The sequence below is a fragment of the Actinomycetota bacterium genome, from assembly GCA_030682655.1.
In the GTDB taxonomy this organism is placed as follows: domain Bacteria; phylum Actinomycetota; class Coriobacteriia; order Anaerosomatales; family JAUXNU01; genus JAUXNU01.
Map to the genome: position 1 here is coordinate 35,408 of JAUXNU010000160.1, position 16,551 is coordinate 51,958.

Here is a 16,551-nt window from a genome sequence, read left to right on the forward strand (position 1 = left end):
GCGGATACACCAGCAGTGTATCTACCCGCTCTGACACGCGTCAATCCGAAGGAGACACAAATGGTCCGGCCCGACACCTTCCGCGAAGTCCGCAAGCATCTGGCGGATCTGACCGACGAGCAGCTCGAAGCCCGTTTCTGGGAGCTCTCGGACGAGACCGTGCGCCCGCTCGTCGAGCTCGCGCGCACGCACACGTCGCCCTCGATCGAGCGCAGCGTGCTCATGCGGATGGGCGTGGACTCGGTGACCTGCAAGGCGGTCGTCGCGGAGTGCGAGACGCGCGGTCTCCTTGGCCATGGTGCGGGGCACGTCGTGCTGGTGGCGATGCGCGCATGGGACTGCGATGCGCCTGCTGCGGCTGCGAAGCTTGCCGCCGGCGAGGGCTGGGAGCTGGCCGAGGAGAAGTGGGGGGCTGGCCGATGAGCGACGCGACTCGCGATCACGCCGCCCGACCCGCCGATGCGCCCCTGTCGCCGAACGCGAAGCTCGACATCGGCGCGCTGCTCGACGGTCTCGATCGCTATCGGCCGCGTCGCCGTGGCTGGACATGGCGCACGCAAGTGCCCGGCCAGCGACTCTACGAGTTCACCTACCACGAGACCGCCGAGTCGCTCGAGCGCAGTGTGCCGCTGCCTGCGGCGCACTACTTCGACGACATCGATCCGCAGCCCGACTGCGTGGTCACGACCGAGATCGCCTCGGGCCGCCCCGAGGACGACATCCGCCGCATGCGCATGGCGGCCTGGCACGGCGCCGACCACATGATGGTCATCCGCACCGCCGGGCAGTCGCACATCGACGGGCTGCTCGAGGGCACTCCCGAGGGTGTGGGCGGCATCGCGGTCACGCGCAAGCAGGTGCGCCTCACGCGCCGCGCGCTCGACCTCATCGAGGACGAGGTCGGCCGCCCGATCAATTTCCATAGCTACGTGAGCGGCGTCGCCGGTCCCGAGATCGCGGTCATGTTCGCCGAGGAAGGCGTGGCGGGCGCCCACCAGGACCCGCAGTACAACGTGCTGTACCGCAATATCAACATGTACCGGAGCTTCGTCGATGCCGCCGAGGCCAAGCACGTGATGGCGGCTGCGGGCATCCTGCAGATCGACGGCGCCCACAACGCGAATGCGACCGCCATCAAGGCGTGGAAGGTCATGCCCGAGCTGCTCGTCCAGCATGCGATCAACTGCGCCTACTCGCGGGCGGTCGGGATGGCGGCCGAGTCGATCGCGCTCTCGACCGTGCCGCCGGACGCGGCGCCCGCGCCGTGCATGCGCATGGACCTGCCGTACGCGATCGCGCTGCGCGACCTCTTTGGCGAGTACAAGATGCGGGCGCAGCAGAACACGCGCTACATGGAGTCTGACGGGCGCGAGGCGACCGTCGCGCACGTCATGAACATCCTGATCTCGCGATTGACCAGCGCCGATATCCAGTCCACGATCACGCCTGACGAGGGGCGCAACGTACCCTGGCACTACAACAACGTTGCGGCGGTCGACACCGCCAAACAGTCGCTCGTGGGGATGGACGGCTTGCGCGAGATGGTGCACGTGGACCGCGAGAACCCCGAGCTTGCCACGCGCGTACGCGAGCTCAAGGAGCGCGCGGTGCTCTTCCTCGAGGCGATGCTCGCCGACGGCGGGTACTTCGCCGGTGTCGAGGAGGCGTACTTCGTCGATTCCGGCGAGTACCCCGAAACCAACGACGACGGCATCGCCCGCTGCTCGGACGGCGGCGTCGCGGCGGGCACGATCGTCCCGCGTGCGGATGACTACCTAGCGCCCGTGTGCCATCACTTCGGCGAGAACCACCTGCCCGAGGGGTACGGAGATGGCGGTGCGTCGCCCTGCGACCTCATCGGCGGATGCACGCTGTGTGACGACAGCAAGGTTCCGTTCATAGATGAGTTGGACCCGACTGATAACGTCAGCGTGCGGCTCGGCGAGACAGCGGAGCTGCGCGAGAAAGGGCTCATCAAGCCCGAGGTGGAGTGGGCGGGCGACGGCATCGTGGTCGTCACGATGTTCCTGCCTGCCGAGGAGCGCGTCGCCGAGGCTGCGGCGCTCGAGCTCGGCCAAGCCATGAACCTTGCCGAGTGCGAGGTCATACATAGGCGCGTCATGCATCCTGCCGAGGGGACGCTCGTCGAGCTGCGCGGGCGGCTTGACGTCGCCATCGATCCGGCGACCCTGGTGATTCCGGAGCCGCCGGAGGTGCTGACGGACGAGGAGATCCGCGAGTTCGTGGCGGAGCGGAATCTGCGAGTGGTAGCCGCGACGGTCGGCGACGACGAGCACTCGGTCGGGATGCGGGAGATCCTTGACATAAAGCACGGCGGGCTCGAGAAGTGGAGTTTCGGCGTGACCTATCTGGGCACGTCGGTGCCGATCGAGAAGCTGCTGGATGCCGCCACCGAGCACGCCGCGAGCGCGGTGCTGATCTCGACGATCATCACGCACAACGACATGCACCGCGACAACATGCAGAAGCTCGCCGACCTTGCGGTAGAGAAGGGCGTGCGCGACCGGTTGCTGCTCATCTCGGGCGGCACGCAGGTCACCAACAAGCTCGCGAAGAGCTGGGGAATGGACGCAGGGTTCGGACGCGGCACGAAGGGCATCGATGTCGCGAGTTTCATCGTGCGCACGCTACGCGACCGAGGCATGTAGAAGCAAAACTAGCCATATGGGCAGCTTTACTTTTGATATGGCGAGTTCTACTTTGGATACATGAGGGCAACGTACACAGCCGAGGACGTCCTTGGCACGCGCAGCAAGGTTCGCGTGCTGCGCGTGCTGCATGGCGTGAGAGTCCCGCTGAACGCATCGCAGATCGGATACCGGACCAAGCTCTCGCAGCCGGCGGTTTCTGCCGCGCTCGAAGCTCTGGCGGACATGGGTCTTGTCGAGAGTGCATCAGCAGGACGCGCGCGGGTGCACTGGCTGGTGAGAGAGAACGTGTATGTCCGGGAGATGGTCGACCCGGTGTTCCAGACCGAGGCAGCGGTGCCAGAGATGCTCGAAACGGACGTCAAGACCGCGTTCGGCCGGGAGACGGTCTCAATCGTTCTCTTTGGAAGCTATGCCAGGGGCGACCAGGATGCGGAGAGCGACATCGACCTGGTGATGGTCGTGGCGGACGAGGCGTTGCGGGCGAGGTTGGACAACTTCCTCTCGGAGAGGCTGGGTGAGCTTGGTAGTCGCTGGGGAGCCCGGCTATCGGCAATCGTGTACTCGGCAGCCGAAGCTGCGGGTCTGCACAGCGGTTCCTCGGCGTTCTACGAGTCCTTGGCAAACGAGGGCGTGGTCGTGAGCGGCATGCGGCCGGGCGATTGGCGGAGACATGGCCAAGAAGAGGGTGACGCGTCCGGCTCCGGCGTCTGATGCGCGCAACGCGATCCAGAAGGCGGTCGAGTTTCAGGCGGCAGCCTCTGCGGCGCTGGACGCGGAGCAGTGGAACGCCGCGGGGCTGGGCGCCATTCACGCCGGGATCGCCGCTGCGGATGCGGCTTCGATCGCCGCAGCGGGAGTCCGCAACGCGTCAAAGGATCACTCGGGCGCTGTCGAGGTGCTCGACGACGAAGTGGTGGAGTTCGGCACCTCGCAACGCCGACAACTGGCCGGGCTGCTCAAGATGAAGTACGCAGTCGCCTACGATCAGCGTTTGCTTGGCAGAGTCGAGGCGCGCAAGCTCGTCGACCATGGCGAGCGGTTCGTCGCATGGGCGCGACAGGTGGTGGAACGTCATGTCCAATGAGCCCCGCGTCGTAGATGCGCTCGTCGCCGAGATCGGCTCGACAACCACTATCGTGTCGGCCTTCGACGGGCTCGCCGGTTGGCCAGACTCGCAGCCGCGGCTCCTTGGCCAGGGTGTTTCTGCGACCACTGTGCTCCAGGGCGACGTGCGTGTCGGCGTGGATGCCGCGCGCGCGGAGCTTGAGGCTGAAGTCGGCCCGCTCGCGCCGGAGGTAACGCTGGCGACCTCCTCGGCGGCGGGGGGTCTGCGCATGACCGTGCACGGGCTCACCGCCAAGATGACGGCGATGGCGGCGCGCGAGGCGGCGCTCGGGGCGGGCGGCGTCGTTGAGTACCAGACCGCGGGGCTGCTGCGAGACGTGGACCTTGAGCGCATCGACGAAGCCGCGCCCGGGCTGATCCTGCTCGCGGGCGGCGTCGAGGGCGGCGACACAGAGACGGTGCTCGCCAACGCCTGGCGTCTGACCGAACTCGAGTCACGCGCGATCGTCGTGTACGGCGGGAACTCGGCGGTAGCGAACGAGGCGCGCGAGCTTCTCGAGCGCGCGGGGTTCCGTGTGCGCGTCACGCCGAACGTCTACCCCGACGTGGACGAGCTCGACATCATCCCCGCGCGCGCCGTCATCCACGACGCGTTCGAAGAGCACATCACGCACGCTCCGGGCATGGAGCGCATCGGCGAGGTCGTGTCCGGACGCATCCTCCCGACGCCCGGTGCGGTGCTCATCGCCGCCGAGATCCTGGCCGCCGAGATCGGCGACCTTGTCGTCGTCGACGTCGGGGGTGCCACGACCGACGTCCACTCGGTAACGGACGGTTCTCCCGAGATCGCGGCGCTACAGACGGAGCCTCAGCCCCGGAGCAGGCGCACGGTAGAGGGCGACCTCGGCACCTTCGTGAGCGCCCGTCACGTTGCTGCGCTGCTTCCGGAGATCGAGCGGCCTGAGGTGTTGCCGCCGGCGCTTCCGAACACACTCGCGGAGATCGAGGCCGCGGTGGCGCTTGCCCAGGTGGCGGCCCGGGCAGCCGTCCATCGCCACGCGGGCGCGCTCGCGCACCTCTACACACCCAAGGGGCGCCAGACTGTGGCCCGCGGCCGCGACCTGACGGCCTGCCGGTTCGTGATCGGAACGGGGGGCGCACTTACGTGGCTCTCTGGCGGCGAGACGATCCTCGAAGCTGTCCGGGCGAACCCGTCGGGCGACGAGCGACTGCTGCCGCCGTCAGACGCCCGCGTCGCGCTGGACGCCGACTATATCTTCGCGGCATGCGGCGCTCTCTCGGCCCACTTCGCCGCGGGTGCCGTGGCAGCGCTCATGCGCGAGAGCTCGGGACTCTAGCAGGTGTTGTGGCCCCCACCGCCGCGCGCTACGCTCGCTGGTGGGGAAACGCGCAAGTGTAAGACGCAGTGATGCGGATGAAGGGGAGAGTCATGAGCGGACGATCGGCTTCTCGAGGATGGCTCGCGCTGGTGCTGGCGATCGTGCTCCTGCTCGCACTCACGCTCGCCGCGGGCTGCGCGAGGGGCGACTCCGGCGGGGTCGACGAGCCCGGTGGGGTCCCCACCGAGGAGCAGGGGCAGGAGCAGGGGCAGGCCGGGGACGCCATCGTCGGCTCGAACACCGACCAGATTCCGCCCGGACGTGAGATCGCCGAAGGCGGCGGCGGGCCGCTCAGTTACACCTTCCGCGAAGAGTGGCGCCGCGCACTGGCCGAGGCCGAGTCATGGACCGCGGGTGCGTACCTCATATCGGCGTCAGGCGACATGATCAACAACGAGGGCGTCCCGAGCTACTGGTCGATGAACTTCCTGAACCCCGACGCCAGCGCGGTGCTCATTGTGACCATCGACCCGTGGGGCGAGGTCACCGAGACGCGCGAGGTCACCGGTGATTCGCTGAAGTCCTTCGTCACCGAGTACACCAAGCCGATCCCCTACGACGTCATCGACAGCGATGAGGTCGTAGTGAAAGGAAGCCTCACCCTGGGCGCCGAGTACGACCTCGTCAAGACCAAGGACCCCCGCGTCGGCCTCAACTTCAGCGTGCTCGACGGCAGCGGTCCATACTGGCAGTACACGCTCTTCTACACGTCCTCGGCGGAGTACGTCAGCGCGCAGATGAACGCCCTCACCGGCGAAGCGAAGATCCTGGACAAGCCATGATGCCTGCGCGTGCGACCGTCACCGTCGACACGGCCAAGATCGCCGACAACACGCGGCGCGTCGTGGCGGCACTTGGGGACGTCGACGTCATCGGTGTCACGAAGGTCACCTGCGGCGCCCCCAAAGTCGCGCGTGCGATGCTTTCCGGCGGTGCCGTCGGCATCGCTGATTCGAGACTAGAGAACATCGCCGGAATGCGCGAGGCGGGAATCGATACCTCGTTCTGGCTCCTGCGCGCGCCTGTTCCCGCGCTGGCCGAGGAGACCGTCCGCCTGGCCGACGTGTCGCTCGAAAGCGAGATCGACACGCTCCTGGCGCTCGATGCCGCTGCTGCGCGGCTCGGTGTGCGGCATGCAGTGGTCGTGATGGTCGACCTCGGCGACCTGCGCGAAGGCATGATGTCTGGCGCGCTCCCGGGCTTCCTCGAGCGGGCGGCGACGTTTGCGAACATCGACATCACCGGCGTCGGCGCGAGCCTGACCTGCTACGGAGCTATCGTTCCGACCGCCGAGAACCTCGGCGAGCTTGTCTCGCTTGCCGAGGCCGCGGAGCGGCAACTCGGTCACCCGCTCCTTGTGAGCGGCGGCATGTCGAGTTCGCTCGACGCGCTCGTCGCGGGAGAGCCTCCGCCTCGCATCGACAACCTGCGCATCGGTGAGAGCATCATCCTTGGCGTGAGCACGGTGACGCGGGAGCCGATCCTCGGCCTACATACGGACGCGGTGCGGGTCGCCGTGCCGGTCATCGAGTGCATGCGGAAGCCGTCGGCGCCGTGGGGCGTGATCGCGCAGGACGCGTTCGGGGGCAACCCGGACTTCGAGGACCGCGGCGAGCGACTCCGCGCGATCTGCGCCCTCGGCCGGCAGGACGCGCCGCCCGACGGTCTGCAGCCGATCGATGCACGCGTGCAGGTGCTCGGCGCATCGAGCGACCACCTGATACTCGACGTGGACGACCTGGCCGAGCCGCCCGCGATCGGCGACACGATCGAGTTCGTGCCGACCTATGCGGCGACGCTGGCGCTCTTCACGTCGCCCTATGTCGAAAAGCGGTTTGTCTAGCCGGACGCGGCGCGCGCGCCCGGCCGACGGCTACCGGTCGAGCTGCACTTGTATCGCGCTCTTGATGGAGTTCGGCACGCTCGCCGTTCCGCCAAGGACGTAGTAGTCCTGGACCTTCATCCGGTTCGCATAGGTGTATGAAGCGGCCTCGGCACTGAGGCCCCGGCCGGACGTGACGAGCACGACGCCACCGAACCGCCCCACCATCGCTCCACCCGCGAGCGCGTCTGGGATCTTCGCTGCAGTGCCGATCGTCCCCGGACCCGCGAAGTAGGCGTGTGTCGCGTTCTCGGCGATGACCTTGGCGGTCTCGTAGCGGTTGGCACCATACCAGCGGTGGTCTGCCGGAACGCCGAGCGTCGTTCGGGTCGCCTCGGAGATTGTCGCCGGCCCTCCACCGATCCACCTGCGTAGCGGCACTTCCATATGAACCGGCACGTGCGCGGCGAGAACCGCGAGTTCGTTGGCGGTCGCGCTCGGCACAGAGTCTTTCGACACGAGCAGGATCGGCGCGCCGCGGTGACGGGAGATTGCCGAGAGCGCGAGCGCGTCGAAGAACTTCGCGGGGTCGGCGCCGTTGGCGAACAAGACATCCGGCCCGACCTCGGCGGGGCGAACGGTTCGCATGCGTCTCGAGATAGCCGCCGCCATGTCGTACCGGCCACCGGTGCTCAGCAATCGCTCCACATTCGGTTTGCCGACGATCGCGGCGAGATCGCCCATGCGCGCTGCGGGCACCGACGTCGTGCCGCCGACGACGATGATCTTCAGACTCGGCTCGTCGAGCTTCATCGCCTTGAGCGTGTTGGCAGTGTCCGCGGGCAGACGCTTCTGCGCCGTGAGCAGCAGTGGCGCGTCGTAGGTCCAGCACAGTCCGGCCGCAGCCAGCGGGTCCGCCGCGGCCGCGTCCTCTCCGGATGCGATGATCACGTACTTCGTGCCCTTCCAGGAGTTGCTCTGGACCCAGTGCGACTTCTTCGCCATCGCGGCGGCGGTGCCGTATCGGTCGGTGACGGTCGTGGGGATACGCTCGGCCACACAGCGGCGCTTGGCCGTGTAGATGTCGTTGCGACTGGCGCGGCCGTCGTTCCATGCGACGCGGCCGGCTTTGATGTCGGCGAACGTGTTCACCGACTGCCACAGTGAGCCTGGGGCGACCCACCGCTTCATGTCTGTCGCGAATTCGTAGGTCCGGACGCACCCGTTCGCGCCCCCGTCCGAGGCGATCCACGCGACTGTGCCGTCGCCGATGCGCGCACCGACGTCGCCGGTCGAGTTGGCCGTAATGAGGAATCCGAATCCTCGGTTGAAGTCGTAGCAGTAGATCTCGTCGTCGTACCAGACGCCGTGAAGGAAGCTGTGCTCCCGGCCGTACCAGACAGCGATGCCGTCGTCGATGTCCGGGTTGTAGAAGTGGCCGTAGTCTGCCTGAAGCTCGTCGAGAAACGAGATCTCCTGCTGGTCGCTGCCGTCGTACTCGCAGGCCCAGATCTCGTTGTCGGTCGTCGTCTGGTACACGACATGTCCGCCGTCGAGTGAGGGGAACCTCTCGCTCACGGACGCCGTGTTAGTGATGTTGTTCGCGGTCGGAACGAGGTCGGAGATATCGACCATGTACAGGTCCCAGATGCCGCCACCGGTATCTCCGGTGAACACGATGTGGTCGGAGTAGATGGCCGGGTCGTTCTGCTTCCACGGACCGCCGGCTACGACGTGGTCGGCGTGAGTGGCAACGTCATACCAGTGGATGTGTCGCTCTCCGGTTCCCACGTTCCAGTCCGTGTATGTGATCACGCCATCATGGATGTCAGGCTCGACTTGATCGTGGGTCTCGTTCCCCGGGATGTTGTACGCGATTCTTGTGACGCCGTTGTCCGCGGAGTCGTAGACGAGCAGGTCCCTGCCTGTCGACCCTCCGGAGTCTATCTCTCACACGACGTAGCGGCCATCGGTCCTCGCGTGCCTCTCCGCCTGATCCGGCACGTCCACGACACCGATCTGGCGCTTGGTGTAGCTCACCGCCGCGTACGCCGGCGTGGCTGTTGCGAGCAGCACTACACAGAAGATCACGCACGACAGCGCGACGAGGACTCGGCGACTCATGTGAATCTCCCTCCCGAAAGGTCGGCGCGCCCGCGCAACCGCGAACGCCCCCTATGCGAGTATATGCGCCTCCCGCCCCACGTGTCCCTTGTGGGTGCCTCGTGCGAGTGGGACGATTGCCCAAGGAAGGAGCCGCCCGGTGCTCGCCATCGCCATCCTCTCGCTGTTCGGGTCCGCTGCTATCGCGTACTTGATCGGCTACGCGTACGTCGCGCCGCGAGACGCATTCCTCCGCACGAAATGGGGCATCTGGCTGCTGATCGCGGGCGGCCTCTCTTTCATCTTCCTGCCGCCGCAGCTCACGGCAATGGACTCCCTCACGGGGTCGACGTCGGCGCAGCTCGGGTCGATGGCCAACATGTTCGCGTGGCCGTCGACCATCTCCAAAGGCGTCTACATCGGCCTCTGGATCGTCACGACACTCATCGGCCTCCTCGCCGGGTTGCGCATCTGGAAAGCTGGACAGCCCGATTGGCGGGCGTCCGGCGGCTCGAACGCATGGGATTCCTCGGCGGCGGGCCGTGTTCGGGCGCTGCTCCCGATGGCCGACTCGCTCGATGAGGCGCTCGACGTGATTGCGCGCCAGAACCCCGATGCCCGATCGCTCGAGCGCGTGGCCGAGGACCTTCGGCACATCGGCACCCGATTCGTCGCGGATCTTCCAGCAGGGACCGGGGCGGTCTACGGGATGGTCACGGCCAAGCTCCCGCCTGCGCTGGCACAGGTCGTGACGGGCTTCCTGCTCGAAGGAGCGGGTCGCGGCGGCGAGATTGCCCGCGTGCGCTAGCGCCTAAGCGCTGTCGTCCCCCTGCGCCATCCAGTACTCGGTGAATTCGCTCGCGCGGCCGTCCTTGGCGAGGTGGACGATCCAGACGTTCGCGTAGGTTGCGGCGCTCTTGTGGGTCGGTCCGACGCCCACGGGGTACTCGGTTATTCCGGCGATCACGAACGTGCCACCCTCATTCGCGACAACCTCGTACTCAAATGACCACTCGATCGAGGAATCTCCGGCCGCGATCCACTCCCGCACGATGGAGTCGCGTCCCTCCCAGGGCTCCTCAAAGGGGCCGGGGCGGTAGATCGCGTCCTCGGTGAAGAGCGCTGCGATGTCGTTCGGCGCGTCGGTCGACCATGCGAGCAGATAGCCGCGCATCCATGCTTCAGCCTGATCCTTCATGCCGTCTCCGATTCGGTCAGTACGCGGGCCGACTACTCCTTGGTGAGTTTGCCCAGGAAGGGGAAGAACTCCTCGTCAAGCACCGCGTAGCCCACGCCGTTGAGGTGTGAGTCCTCCGGGCTGACAGCGAGTCCCTTCGGCAGCGCTCCGCCCTGCGACACCAGTGTGCCGTAGAGGTCGAACACGTGCACGTTCTTGTTCCCCTCGGCGAGCTTGTCCAGTTCGGCGTTGTACTTCTTGTGCAGGTCAACGAGCTCGCGAGTGGTTTCGCCCGTCACCCGCGGCAGTGCGTTGCCAAGGACGAGCGTGATGTCGCGCCCCTTGGTCGCCTTCACCACCTGGCGCGCGTACCCGACGTTCTCCTTGAGCCTCGCGCTCACATCTGCCGAGGAGTTCGCTTCGAAGTCCACGAAGCACAGCTTGAAGAAGACGACAGTGCCGTCCGGCACCTGTGCGATGTAGCCGGCCGCGCTCTTGCCGATGTCGGGAGGCGATGCGAGCTCGGCGTAGTAGAACGCGTAGTCCCTGTCGAGGACCGGGTCCTCACCGTCCCACTCCCAGTAGTCGAACCAGCCGCGCATGACCGATCTGCCGAGCATGAGAACCTGCTTGTTGTGGTGGCCGCTCCGCTCGCCGGGCAGCTTCCAGGGCGACGTCTGCTCCGGGGTCTCCTCGGCAGGTTGCTCCTGCTGCGTGACCTCGGTGGGCTTGGCCCAGTCGGGTACGTTGTCCGAAGTGAGCTCTACGCACCCGCTCGTGAGGGCGAGAGCGACCGTTACGGCGGTCAGGGCGATGAGGCGTTGGTGTCTCAAGCGGGAACCTCCCTGCTCTCCTCAGTCACAGAGTACCCCACGGGGTCGGGTGGGTGGAGTTGCACAGTGACTCAAATCACCCAGCCGGGGTAAGGACTGGTCGATAGACCTACAAGAAGAGCACATCGCCCGGCGGTTGTGCGCAGTCTGCGGTAGTGGAGGCTCTCCCGATGAAACGTACACTCAGCGTTCTCGTTGTAGCTCTTCTCGTGGCGGTGTTGCTTGTTCCTGCGGCGGCGCTGGCGAAGGGCGGGGGCGACGCAGCCAAGGGTCGCGGCAAGAGCTCCGCACCCGGGCAAGTCAAGAAGGCCGGTGGCGGTGCGGCAGAAGCGGACGCCATGAGCTTGGCCGGGGAAGCGGAGTCGCTGGACGGCGAAGGCGCGGTCGAGGCCGACACTGACAGTGACACTGACGGCGCCGGTGCCGGCAAGGGCAAGGCGCTCGGCAAGACGAAAGAGAAGCACGTGCGTTCGCGCGAGGCGAGTGGCGCGGCCGAGTCGGAGGACGGCACACCAAAGCGCACCGGGATAGAGAACGCCCTCGGCCGTATCCAGGCCAACATCGCGAAGGCCGAGGCAAAGGTCGAGGCGGGCACCAAGAAGCACGTTCCTCCCGGACTGCTGAGGGTACTCGAGAAGTTCCTTGGCTGGCTTGGGCTGGCCCCGGTGGCCACGGAACCCGTGCCGGACGAAGTGGGAGACGGTTCCGAGGAGACAAGCGTCACGCCCGAGCCCGGATCCGACGAAGATTCGAGCACCGTGATTCCTGAGGAGGGCGAGGAACCCCTCGCGACCCCGTAGTCAGGGGCGGTCGTGCGCGGGTAGCGCCACCTTGTCGGAAAGGGTCCCTCCGGGGCCCTTTCTGCGTTCCCGGCGCGGGGATTGCTAGAATGTCGGCAGTCCGCACGCCAAGCACGGAGGTCCGCATGTCAATCACAGCTTCGCCGACGAAACGATGGGCCGCCGTTGCCGCTGCAGTCGCGTTCGCAGTCGCGGGTGTCGCCCTCACCAGCGCCATCCCTGCAGTTGAGGGCCTGGGCGAGAAGGTGCGCCTGCCGATGTTTCACGGCGGCTCGACCTGGGTCAACATGGCGACCTTCACGCTGATGGGTGTCTTTGGCGCGATCTACTACATCACCGAGCACAAGGGCGCGTACGGGTGGATGGCCGGGTTCATGGCGATCTCGGCGCCACTGTGGCTGGCGAACACGGTCATGGGGGTCATCGCCGCGGCCAGCACGTGGGACTTCAGCGGGTCCAAGCAGTCGCCGATCGGCGTCATCTGGCAAGACCCGCGTCTGACCGCTCAGTTCTGGCTTCTCCTTGGCGTCGGGGGCCTGCTGATCGCGGTGCTGACGACCCAAAGTAGGCGCGTTCACGCCTTGGCTGCGATCGCGTACACCGCGCTCATGTGGGTGCTCCTTGGCACGGTCATGTGGGGTCCGGCGCGGGCGCTGCATCCTGATAACCCGGTGTTGAACTCGGGACTCGACATCCAAGTCCCGTTCTTCTCAATCGTCGCGTGTGTGTTTGCGGCGGCGGTCCTCGGCGCGTGGCTGGTGCGTGACAGGGTCGCGCATGCAGAGGTCGCGCGGCTGGCCGAGGAGAGCGAAACGGCGCCGGAGCGCTAGATCGCCCGCGCCAACGCGAGTCCGGCTGCAGCCGCGAGGACGTCCTTCATCGGCCTACCACGCCTCCGCGAACGCGGGCACTTCTCTGCGTTCGACGAGCGTGAGCGAGTTGCTCTTGCACCGGGCACGGCACACGCCGCAACCCCAGCACTTCTCGCTCGCGACGACCGGGCGCTTGGCCCCGCTCTCGGGCGAGATCGCGCCGAACGGGCACAACTCGAGGCACTCTCCGCACGCGGTGCATGTCTCCTCGGCGAAGTCGATGATGTGCTCGCCGCGCCACATGACCTTGAGGTCGTGGGTGACGGTCATGTCCATAGCCATGCAGCCGCTCTCGAGATCGCAGTTGCAGATGGCCCCGATCATCGGCGTGATGAAGGTCCACACGGAGTGCATGAGCCCCTCGCGTTCGCACCGGCGGAGGAGCTCGACGGCCTCATCCTTGGTCAGGCGCTCCAGTGCGGGGAGGTCGGGACCGTCTGCGAAGCCCGCGAAAGCCTCCGCGAGGGTGTCGTCGATCGGGTTCGCGGTGACCGCAAGGCAGTAGCCGCTCTCCGGCTTGCCGGCGGCGGAGCGGCAGACGCAGGGGACCCGCACGATCGACGTGGCGATATCGAAGATGCGCTCGCACTCCTCGATCGGGACGGGCTGGCCGAAGTGGTGCTCCTGTTGGTTCCGATTGGTTCTCGCACGGATCCGGTCGCCAAGGAGAGCCGGTGTTGCGTCGAGCAGCTCCGCCGCCACGTTCGCGCGCTTGCGCATCCGGTCGAATCCCTGCACGAAGTCGATCATGTAGCCGCGGCGTGCGAGGTCGCTTTCGAGGTCGGTGATGTAGTTGCCGGCTTCGAGATACCATCGTTTGCCGTCGCCGTGCTGGACGCAGAACTGGCACATCTGTTCTCCAAGAGCGGTTGTGCGGTGCAGGCACATCGTAGCTGAATAGTGCGCTGCGACACATGTTGCGGCTTGTGAGCACCGAATGTAGCCGTTCGTCGGACGAAAGTCACGACGAGCGGTAGCGATACCGATGTCATGAGCAAGGCAGAATGTACGGTCGGCACGATAGGAAAATGTGAGCACGATGATTGCACGCGGCCACGGCCCACTGACCGAGGACATCACGACCGGCACCGATGCCGAACTCGTCCGCGTGTTGCTCAGCGCCCGCTCTTCGACCGAAGCCAACCTTGCATTCATCCTGTTGCGCGAATCCATGCCCGAGGAACCCGTAGTCCTCCTTGCGAACCTCCGCGAGATGCTCTCTGAGCTTCCGAGCCCGCCCTTCGCCGCCGGGACAGAGCTCTCGATTCTCGAGCGCGTTCTCGACTACGAGCATACGGGCCATTCCTACCGCTGCGAATTCGAGTCCGGCAAGGGCTTCTTCGGCCTGGAGTTCGTTGGCGACGGCAACCGTGTCGATGCCGTCGTGCTGCACGCCCCCGGCTACCGGACGGAGCTTCATGGCCGGGACGAGGACATGCTCGACCGCGGTGCGCTCGACTTGCTGCTCAAGCATGATGCGCTCGCCGACCGTCTCATCGAGGCGCTGCATACGCTCGGCCTGTCGTTCTCGCCGAAGTTCTACCTGAACGCGTGCGACTACGTGCTCGAGAACGGCGCAAGTATTGCTGCTGGTCTCGACGTACTGTTCTAGCACACTGGGTCGGCGGACTGCGGCCGGCATACCGGAGGCGTCATGCCGCTTCGCCTGCGCGTTTCTCTTGCGATTGTCGCGCTGCTTGCTATCGTTCTCGTGGTGGCGCTACCCCTCGCCGGGTGGTTGATGGAGCGGCGCGTCGCAGTCCTGGAGGATTATGAGGCGCGACACGAGTCGGAGATGGTTGAGCTCGCCCTGGACGCCAACCATGAGAACCTTGGGGGCATCGCGGAGGGCTGGGGCGCCTGGGATGACGCGTACCGGTACGTCACGGACCCGGCGTTTCGGCCGTCCTTCGAATCTACCGACTTCAACCGGGAGACGATTGAACCCGTTGACGTCGACGCGATGGCGTACTTCGATGCAGACGGGGCTCTCGTCGGCAGCGTGGTGATCGCCAGTCGCCCCGACGTGATCCCGGTGTTCGTCGCGAATCTCGCAGCCTTCTCGGCGGCCTACCCCGAGTTCTTTGCGGATACGCAGCCGCTGAACCACACTGCAGGCTACGCCCTCGTCGGCGGCGCCCCGTTTCTCGTGGTCGTTCGTCCCGTTACCACGAACTCGTTCGAGGACTCCTCGGGCTTCATTCTCGTTGCCCGGGAGCTCAGTGAGTCGCTTGCCGAGGACATCGCCACGCGCATTTCGTCGCGGGTCAGACTGCTTGAGACAGCCAACGCCCCCGCCGAGGCGATTCCCGTGGTCGCGGACTCGGCGACATCGGATCTGCGCATTGTTGCCGTTCGTTCGAACGACACTCTCACGACCTACTTGGGAGTGTCTGACATCAGCGGGAGACCGATCGGGGTTCTCGCGGTGGACCACTCCCGGCAGATGCTCGAGATGGCGCGAGACTGGTGGACGGTTCTGGTTGTCGGCTTCACTGGACTCCTGGTCTTCGTGGGCCTGGCCAGCTACGTCACATTCCAACAGCTGGTGCTCTCACGAATCTCGTCACTAGCCAGAGACGTTCGGCGCATAGGTGAAGAGGGTGAACACGGGAGACGGCTTGACATCAGCGGCTCAGACGAGGTCGCCGTTCTCGCGAACTCCATAGACGGCATGCTCACCGAGATTGACGCCAAGACCCAGGAGCTGTCGGCGACGGTCGAGGAGCTGGAAGACATCACGCACCGGCGTGACAGGCTGTTCGTGAACATGAGTCACGAGTTGAGGACGCCACTGAACTCGATCATCGGGTTCAGTGGTCTTCTTGCGTCCGGCGCGGTCGGGGAGCTCGCTCCGGAGCAGCATACACAGGTGCAGATGGTGAACCGGTCCGGCATGCACCTCCTGCGGCTCATCAACGATGTGCTCGATCTTGCCCGGTTGCGAGCGGTCGGCATGGGCATCGACCCGGAAGATGTGCCGGTTGGCCCGCTGCTCGAAGAGGTTGCCGACATGGTTCGCCCACTCGAGAACGGCGCGGGTGTGGAGGTGATTGTCGAAGCGCCCGCCTTGGACGTTTCGGTCCACACCGACAGGGGCCGGCTGCTTCAGGTCCTGCTCAACCTGGCGAGCAACGCGATGAAGTTCACCACCGAGGGGAGTGTCGCACTGCGCGCTACGGCGACCGGAGATGTGGTCAACTTCAGCGTGGAGGACACGGGGTGTGGAATCGAGCCCGCCGATCTCGCACGGGTCATGGATGAGTTCACCCGCGTGGGCATGGGCGATTCCATGACTGCAGCGGGAACCGGGCTCGGTCTTGCGATCAGCCGTGAGATCGTAGAGCGGCTAGGGGGCAACCTCCAGATTCGGAGCGCGGTCGGGCAGGGCACAAAGTTCACCTTCTCGCTGCCGCGAAATCCCGTCATCTGAGCCGCACTTCCCCTTCCGGCTTTCCGGCGCTATCATCACCCCACAACCGAATAGGTGCGTCGCATGGTGCCCGCACTGCTCCTTGGCGAAATGCCGAAGGCGTAGCAAGTGGGCTAACAGAGGGAAGCCGGTGAGAGACCGGCACGGATCCGCCACTGTGACGGGGGCTATCGGCCCGGCGAAACCCGCCGCGAGCCCCCGAAGTCAGGAGACCTGCCATGCGATGTGCGATGCGGCCTTCGAGAAACAGGGCTTGATCGCGACGTCGCCAACGCGGCGTCCCTCATCAAGACGAAACCCCGAAGACCCGGCCGGCAGCGGCCCGGGTTTTCTGCGTTTCGGCCGCAGGACCGTACCGATGCGTGAGAAAGGCA

The 16,551-nt window shown here is 66.1% G+C and carries 17 protein-coding genes and 1 riboswitch; of the genes, 12 read left to right on the forward strand and 5 right to left on the reverse strand.

Going from position 1 to position 16,551, the window contains the following annotated elements; translation table 11 throughout:
• The first annotated feature begins 60 nt into the window (after nucleotides 1–60).
• From oraS to Q8K99_10680, 7 genes are all read left to right on the forward strand, one after another.
• On the forward strand, nucleotides 61–423 hold the full coding sequence (gene oraS, locus Q8K99_10650; GenBank protein ID MDP2183012.1) for a D-ornithine 4,5-aminomutase subunit OraS: 363 nt from the start codon (nucleotides 61–63) through the stop codon (nucleotides 421–423).
• Nucleotides 420–2,669 carry a D-ornithine 4,5-aminomutase subunit OraE gene (gene oraE / locus Q8K99_10655; GenBank protein MDP2183013.1) on the forward strand — a complete coding sequence of 750 codons (2,250 nt, stop codon included), beginning with the start codon at nucleotides 420–422 and terminating at the stop codon, nucleotides 2,667–2,669. Before oraS ends, oraE begins: the two co-directional genes overlap by 4 nt.
• Before the next feature lie 60 nt (nucleotides 2,670–2,729).
• Nucleotides 2,730–3,383 carry a nucleotidyltransferase domain-containing protein gene (locus Q8K99_10660; GenBank protein MDP2183014.1) on the forward strand — a complete coding sequence of 218 codons (654 nt, stop codon included), beginning with the start codon at nucleotides 2,730–2,732 and terminating at the stop codon, nucleotides 3,381–3,383.
• Nucleotides 3,343–3,756 (forward strand): hypothetical protein, encoded by a 414-nt coding sequence (locus Q8K99_10665; GenBank protein ID MDP2183015.1) that lies wholly within the window; start codon nucleotides 3,343–3,345, stop codon nucleotides 3,754–3,756. The genes Q8K99_10660 and Q8K99_10665 overlap by 41 nt, the downstream gene beginning before the upstream one ends.
• Nucleotides 3,746–5,095: a glutamate mutase L gene (locus Q8K99_10670; protein ID MDP2183016.1), complete on the forward strand. Its 1,350-nt coding sequence runs from the start codon at nucleotides 3,746–3,748 to the stop codon at nucleotides 5,093–5,095. The genes Q8K99_10665 and Q8K99_10670 overlap by 11 nt, the downstream gene beginning before the upstream one ends.
• A 92-nt stretch (nucleotides 5,096–5,187) precedes the next feature.
• Nucleotides 5,188–5,919 carry a hypothetical protein gene (locus Q8K99_10675; protein ID MDP2183017.1) on the forward strand — a complete coding sequence of 244 codons (732 nt, stop codon included), beginning with the start codon at nucleotides 5,188–5,190 and terminating at the stop codon, nucleotides 5,917–5,919.
• Complete coding sequence (locus Q8K99_10680) at nucleotides 5,916–6,980, forward strand: alanine/ornithine racemase family PLP-dependent enzyme (GenBank protein MDP2183018.1); 1,065 nt, start codon at nucleotides 5,916–5,918, stop codon at nucleotides 6,978–6,980. The genes Q8K99_10675 and Q8K99_10680 overlap by 4 nt, the downstream gene beginning before the upstream one ends.
• Nucleotides 6,981–7,010: 30 nt before the next feature.
• Here the strand turns inward: Q8K99_10680 and Q8K99_10685 are convergent, their stop codons facing one another.
• Entirely contained in the window at nucleotides 7,011–8,774 is a 1,764-nt protein-coding gene (locus Q8K99_10685; GenBank protein ID MDP2183019.1) for a cell wall-binding repeat-containing protein, read from the reverse strand.
• 135 nt (nucleotides 8,775–8,909) lie between these two features.
• Complete coding sequence (locus tag Q8K99_10690; GenBank protein MDP2183020.1) at nucleotides 8,910–9,083, reverse strand: hypothetical protein; 174 nt, start codon at nucleotides 9,081–9,083, stop codon at nucleotides 8,910–8,912.
• 139 nt (nucleotides 9,084–9,222) lie between these two features.
• Here Q8K99_10690 and Q8K99_10695 point away from each other — a divergent pair, with 139 nt between their 5' ends.
• Entirely contained in the window at nucleotides 9,223–9,870 is a 648-nt protein-coding gene (locus tag Q8K99_10695) for a hypothetical protein (protein ID MDP2183021.1), read from the forward strand.
• A 3-nt stretch (nucleotides 9,871–9,873) separates the two neighbouring features.
• On the opposite strand, the gene Q8K99_10700 is transcribed toward Q8K99_10695, so the two are convergent.
• Complete coding sequence (locus tag Q8K99_10700; GenBank protein MDP2183022.1) at nucleotides 9,874–10,260, reverse strand: nuclear transport factor 2 family protein; 387 nt, start codon at nucleotides 10,258–10,260, stop codon at nucleotides 9,874–9,876.
• Nucleotides 10,261–10,292: 32 nt separating this feature from the next.
• A complete protein-coding gene (locus tag Q8K99_10705; GenBank protein MDP2183023.1) occupies nucleotides 10,293–11,072 on the reverse strand; it encodes an SGNH/GDSL hydrolase family protein in 780 nt (259 codons plus the stop codon).
• Between the two features lie 170 nt (nucleotides 11,073–11,242).
• Between Q8K99_10705 and Q8K99_10710 the strand changes: the two genes are divergently transcribed.
• Nucleotides 11,243–11,872, forward strand: coding sequence for a hypothetical protein (locus Q8K99_10710; protein ID MDP2183024.1), 630 nt, complete (start codon nucleotides 11,243–11,245; stop codon nucleotides 11,870–11,872).
• 125 nt (nucleotides 11,873–11,997) lie between these two features.
• A complete protein-coding gene (locus Q8K99_10715; GenBank protein MDP2183025.1) occupies nucleotides 11,998–12,702 on the forward strand; it encodes a hypothetical protein in 705 nt (234 codons plus the stop codon).
• 54 nt (nucleotides 12,703–12,756) lie between these two features.
• Here Q8K99_10715 and Q8K99_10720 read toward each other — a convergent pair whose 3' ends face one another.
• Nucleotides 12,757–13,596 carry a 4Fe-4S binding protein gene (locus Q8K99_10720; protein ID MDP2183026.1) on the reverse strand — a complete coding sequence of 280 codons (840 nt, stop codon included), beginning with the start codon at nucleotides 13,594–13,596 and terminating at the stop codon, nucleotides 12,757–12,759.
• 187 nt (nucleotides 13,597–13,783) lie between these two features.
• On the opposite strand from Q8K99_10720, the gene Q8K99_10725 reads away from it, so the two are divergent.
• Together Q8K99_10725 and Q8K99_10730 are read left to right on the forward strand one after the other, a co-directional pair.
• Entirely contained in the window at nucleotides 13,784–14,356 is a 573-nt protein-coding gene (locus Q8K99_10725; GenBank protein MDP2183027.1) for a hypothetical protein, read from the forward strand.
• Nucleotides 14,357–14,398: 42 nt separating this feature from the next.
• On the forward strand, nucleotides 14,399–16,177 hold the full coding sequence (locus Q8K99_10730; protein MDP2183028.1) for an ATP-binding protein: 1,779 nt from the start codon (nucleotides 14,399–14,401) through the stop codon (nucleotides 16,175–16,177).
• Nucleotides 16,178–16,224: 47 nt separating this feature from the next.
• Nucleotides 16,225–16,413: riboswitch (cobalamin riboswitch) on the forward strand.
• Nucleotides 16,414–16,551: the final 138 nt, after the last annotated feature.

Excerpts from the sequence above, each read along its gene's own strand:
- oraS (MDP2183012.1), top strand. The coding sequence starts at position 61 with ATGGTCCGGCCCGACACCTTCCGCGAAGTCCGCAAGCATCTGGCGGAT.
- oraE (MDP2183013.1), top strand. The coding sequence starts at position 420 with ATGAGCGACGCGACTCGCGATCACGCCGCCCGACCCGCCGATGCGCCC.
- Q8K99_10660 (MDP2183014.1), top strand. The coding sequence starts at position 2,730 with ATGAGGGCAACGTACACAGCCGAGGACGTCCTTGGCACGCGCAGCAAG.
- Q8K99_10665 (MDP2183015.1), top strand. The coding sequence starts at position 3,343 with ATGGCCAAGAAGAGGGTGACGCGTCCGGCTCCGGCGTCTGATGCGCGC.
- Q8K99_10670 (MDP2183016.1), top strand. The coding sequence starts at position 3,746 with ATGTCCAATGAGCCCCGCGTCGTAGATGCGCTCGTCGCCGAGATCGGC.
- Q8K99_10675 (MDP2183017.1), top strand. The coding sequence starts at position 5,188 with ATGAGCGGACGATCGGCTTCTCGAGGATGGCTCGCGCTGGTGCTGGCG.
- Q8K99_10680 (MDP2183018.1), top strand. The coding sequence starts at position 5,916 with ATGATGCCTGCGCGTGCGACCGTCACCGTCGACACGGCCAAGATCGCC.
- Q8K99_10690 (MDP2183020.1), bottom strand. The coding sequence starts at position 9,083 with ATGAGTCGCCGAGTCCTCGTCGCGCTGTCGTGCGTGATCTTCTGTGTA.
- Q8K99_10700 (MDP2183022.1), bottom strand. The coding sequence starts at position 10,260 with ATGAAGGATCAGGCTGAAGCATGGATGCGCGGCTATCTGCTCGCATGG.
- Q8K99_10710 (MDP2183024.1), top strand. The coding sequence starts at position 11,243 with ATGAAACGTACACTCAGCGTTCTCGTTGTAGCTCTTCTCGTGGCGGTG.
- Q8K99_10715 (MDP2183025.1), top strand. The coding sequence starts at position 11,998 with ATGTCAATCACAGCTTCGCCGACGAAACGATGGGCCGCCGTTGCCGCT.
- Q8K99_10720 (MDP2183026.1), bottom strand. The coding sequence starts at position 13,596 with ATGTGCCAGTTCTGCGTCCAGCACGGCGACGGCAAACGATGGTATCTC.
- Q8K99_10725 (MDP2183027.1), top strand. The coding sequence starts at position 13,784 with ATGATTGCACGCGGCCACGGCCCACTGACCGAGGACATCACGACCGGC.
- Q8K99_10730 (MDP2183028.1), top strand. The coding sequence starts at position 14,399 with ATGCCGCTTCGCCTGCGCGTTTCTCTTGCGATTGTCGCGCTGCTTGCT.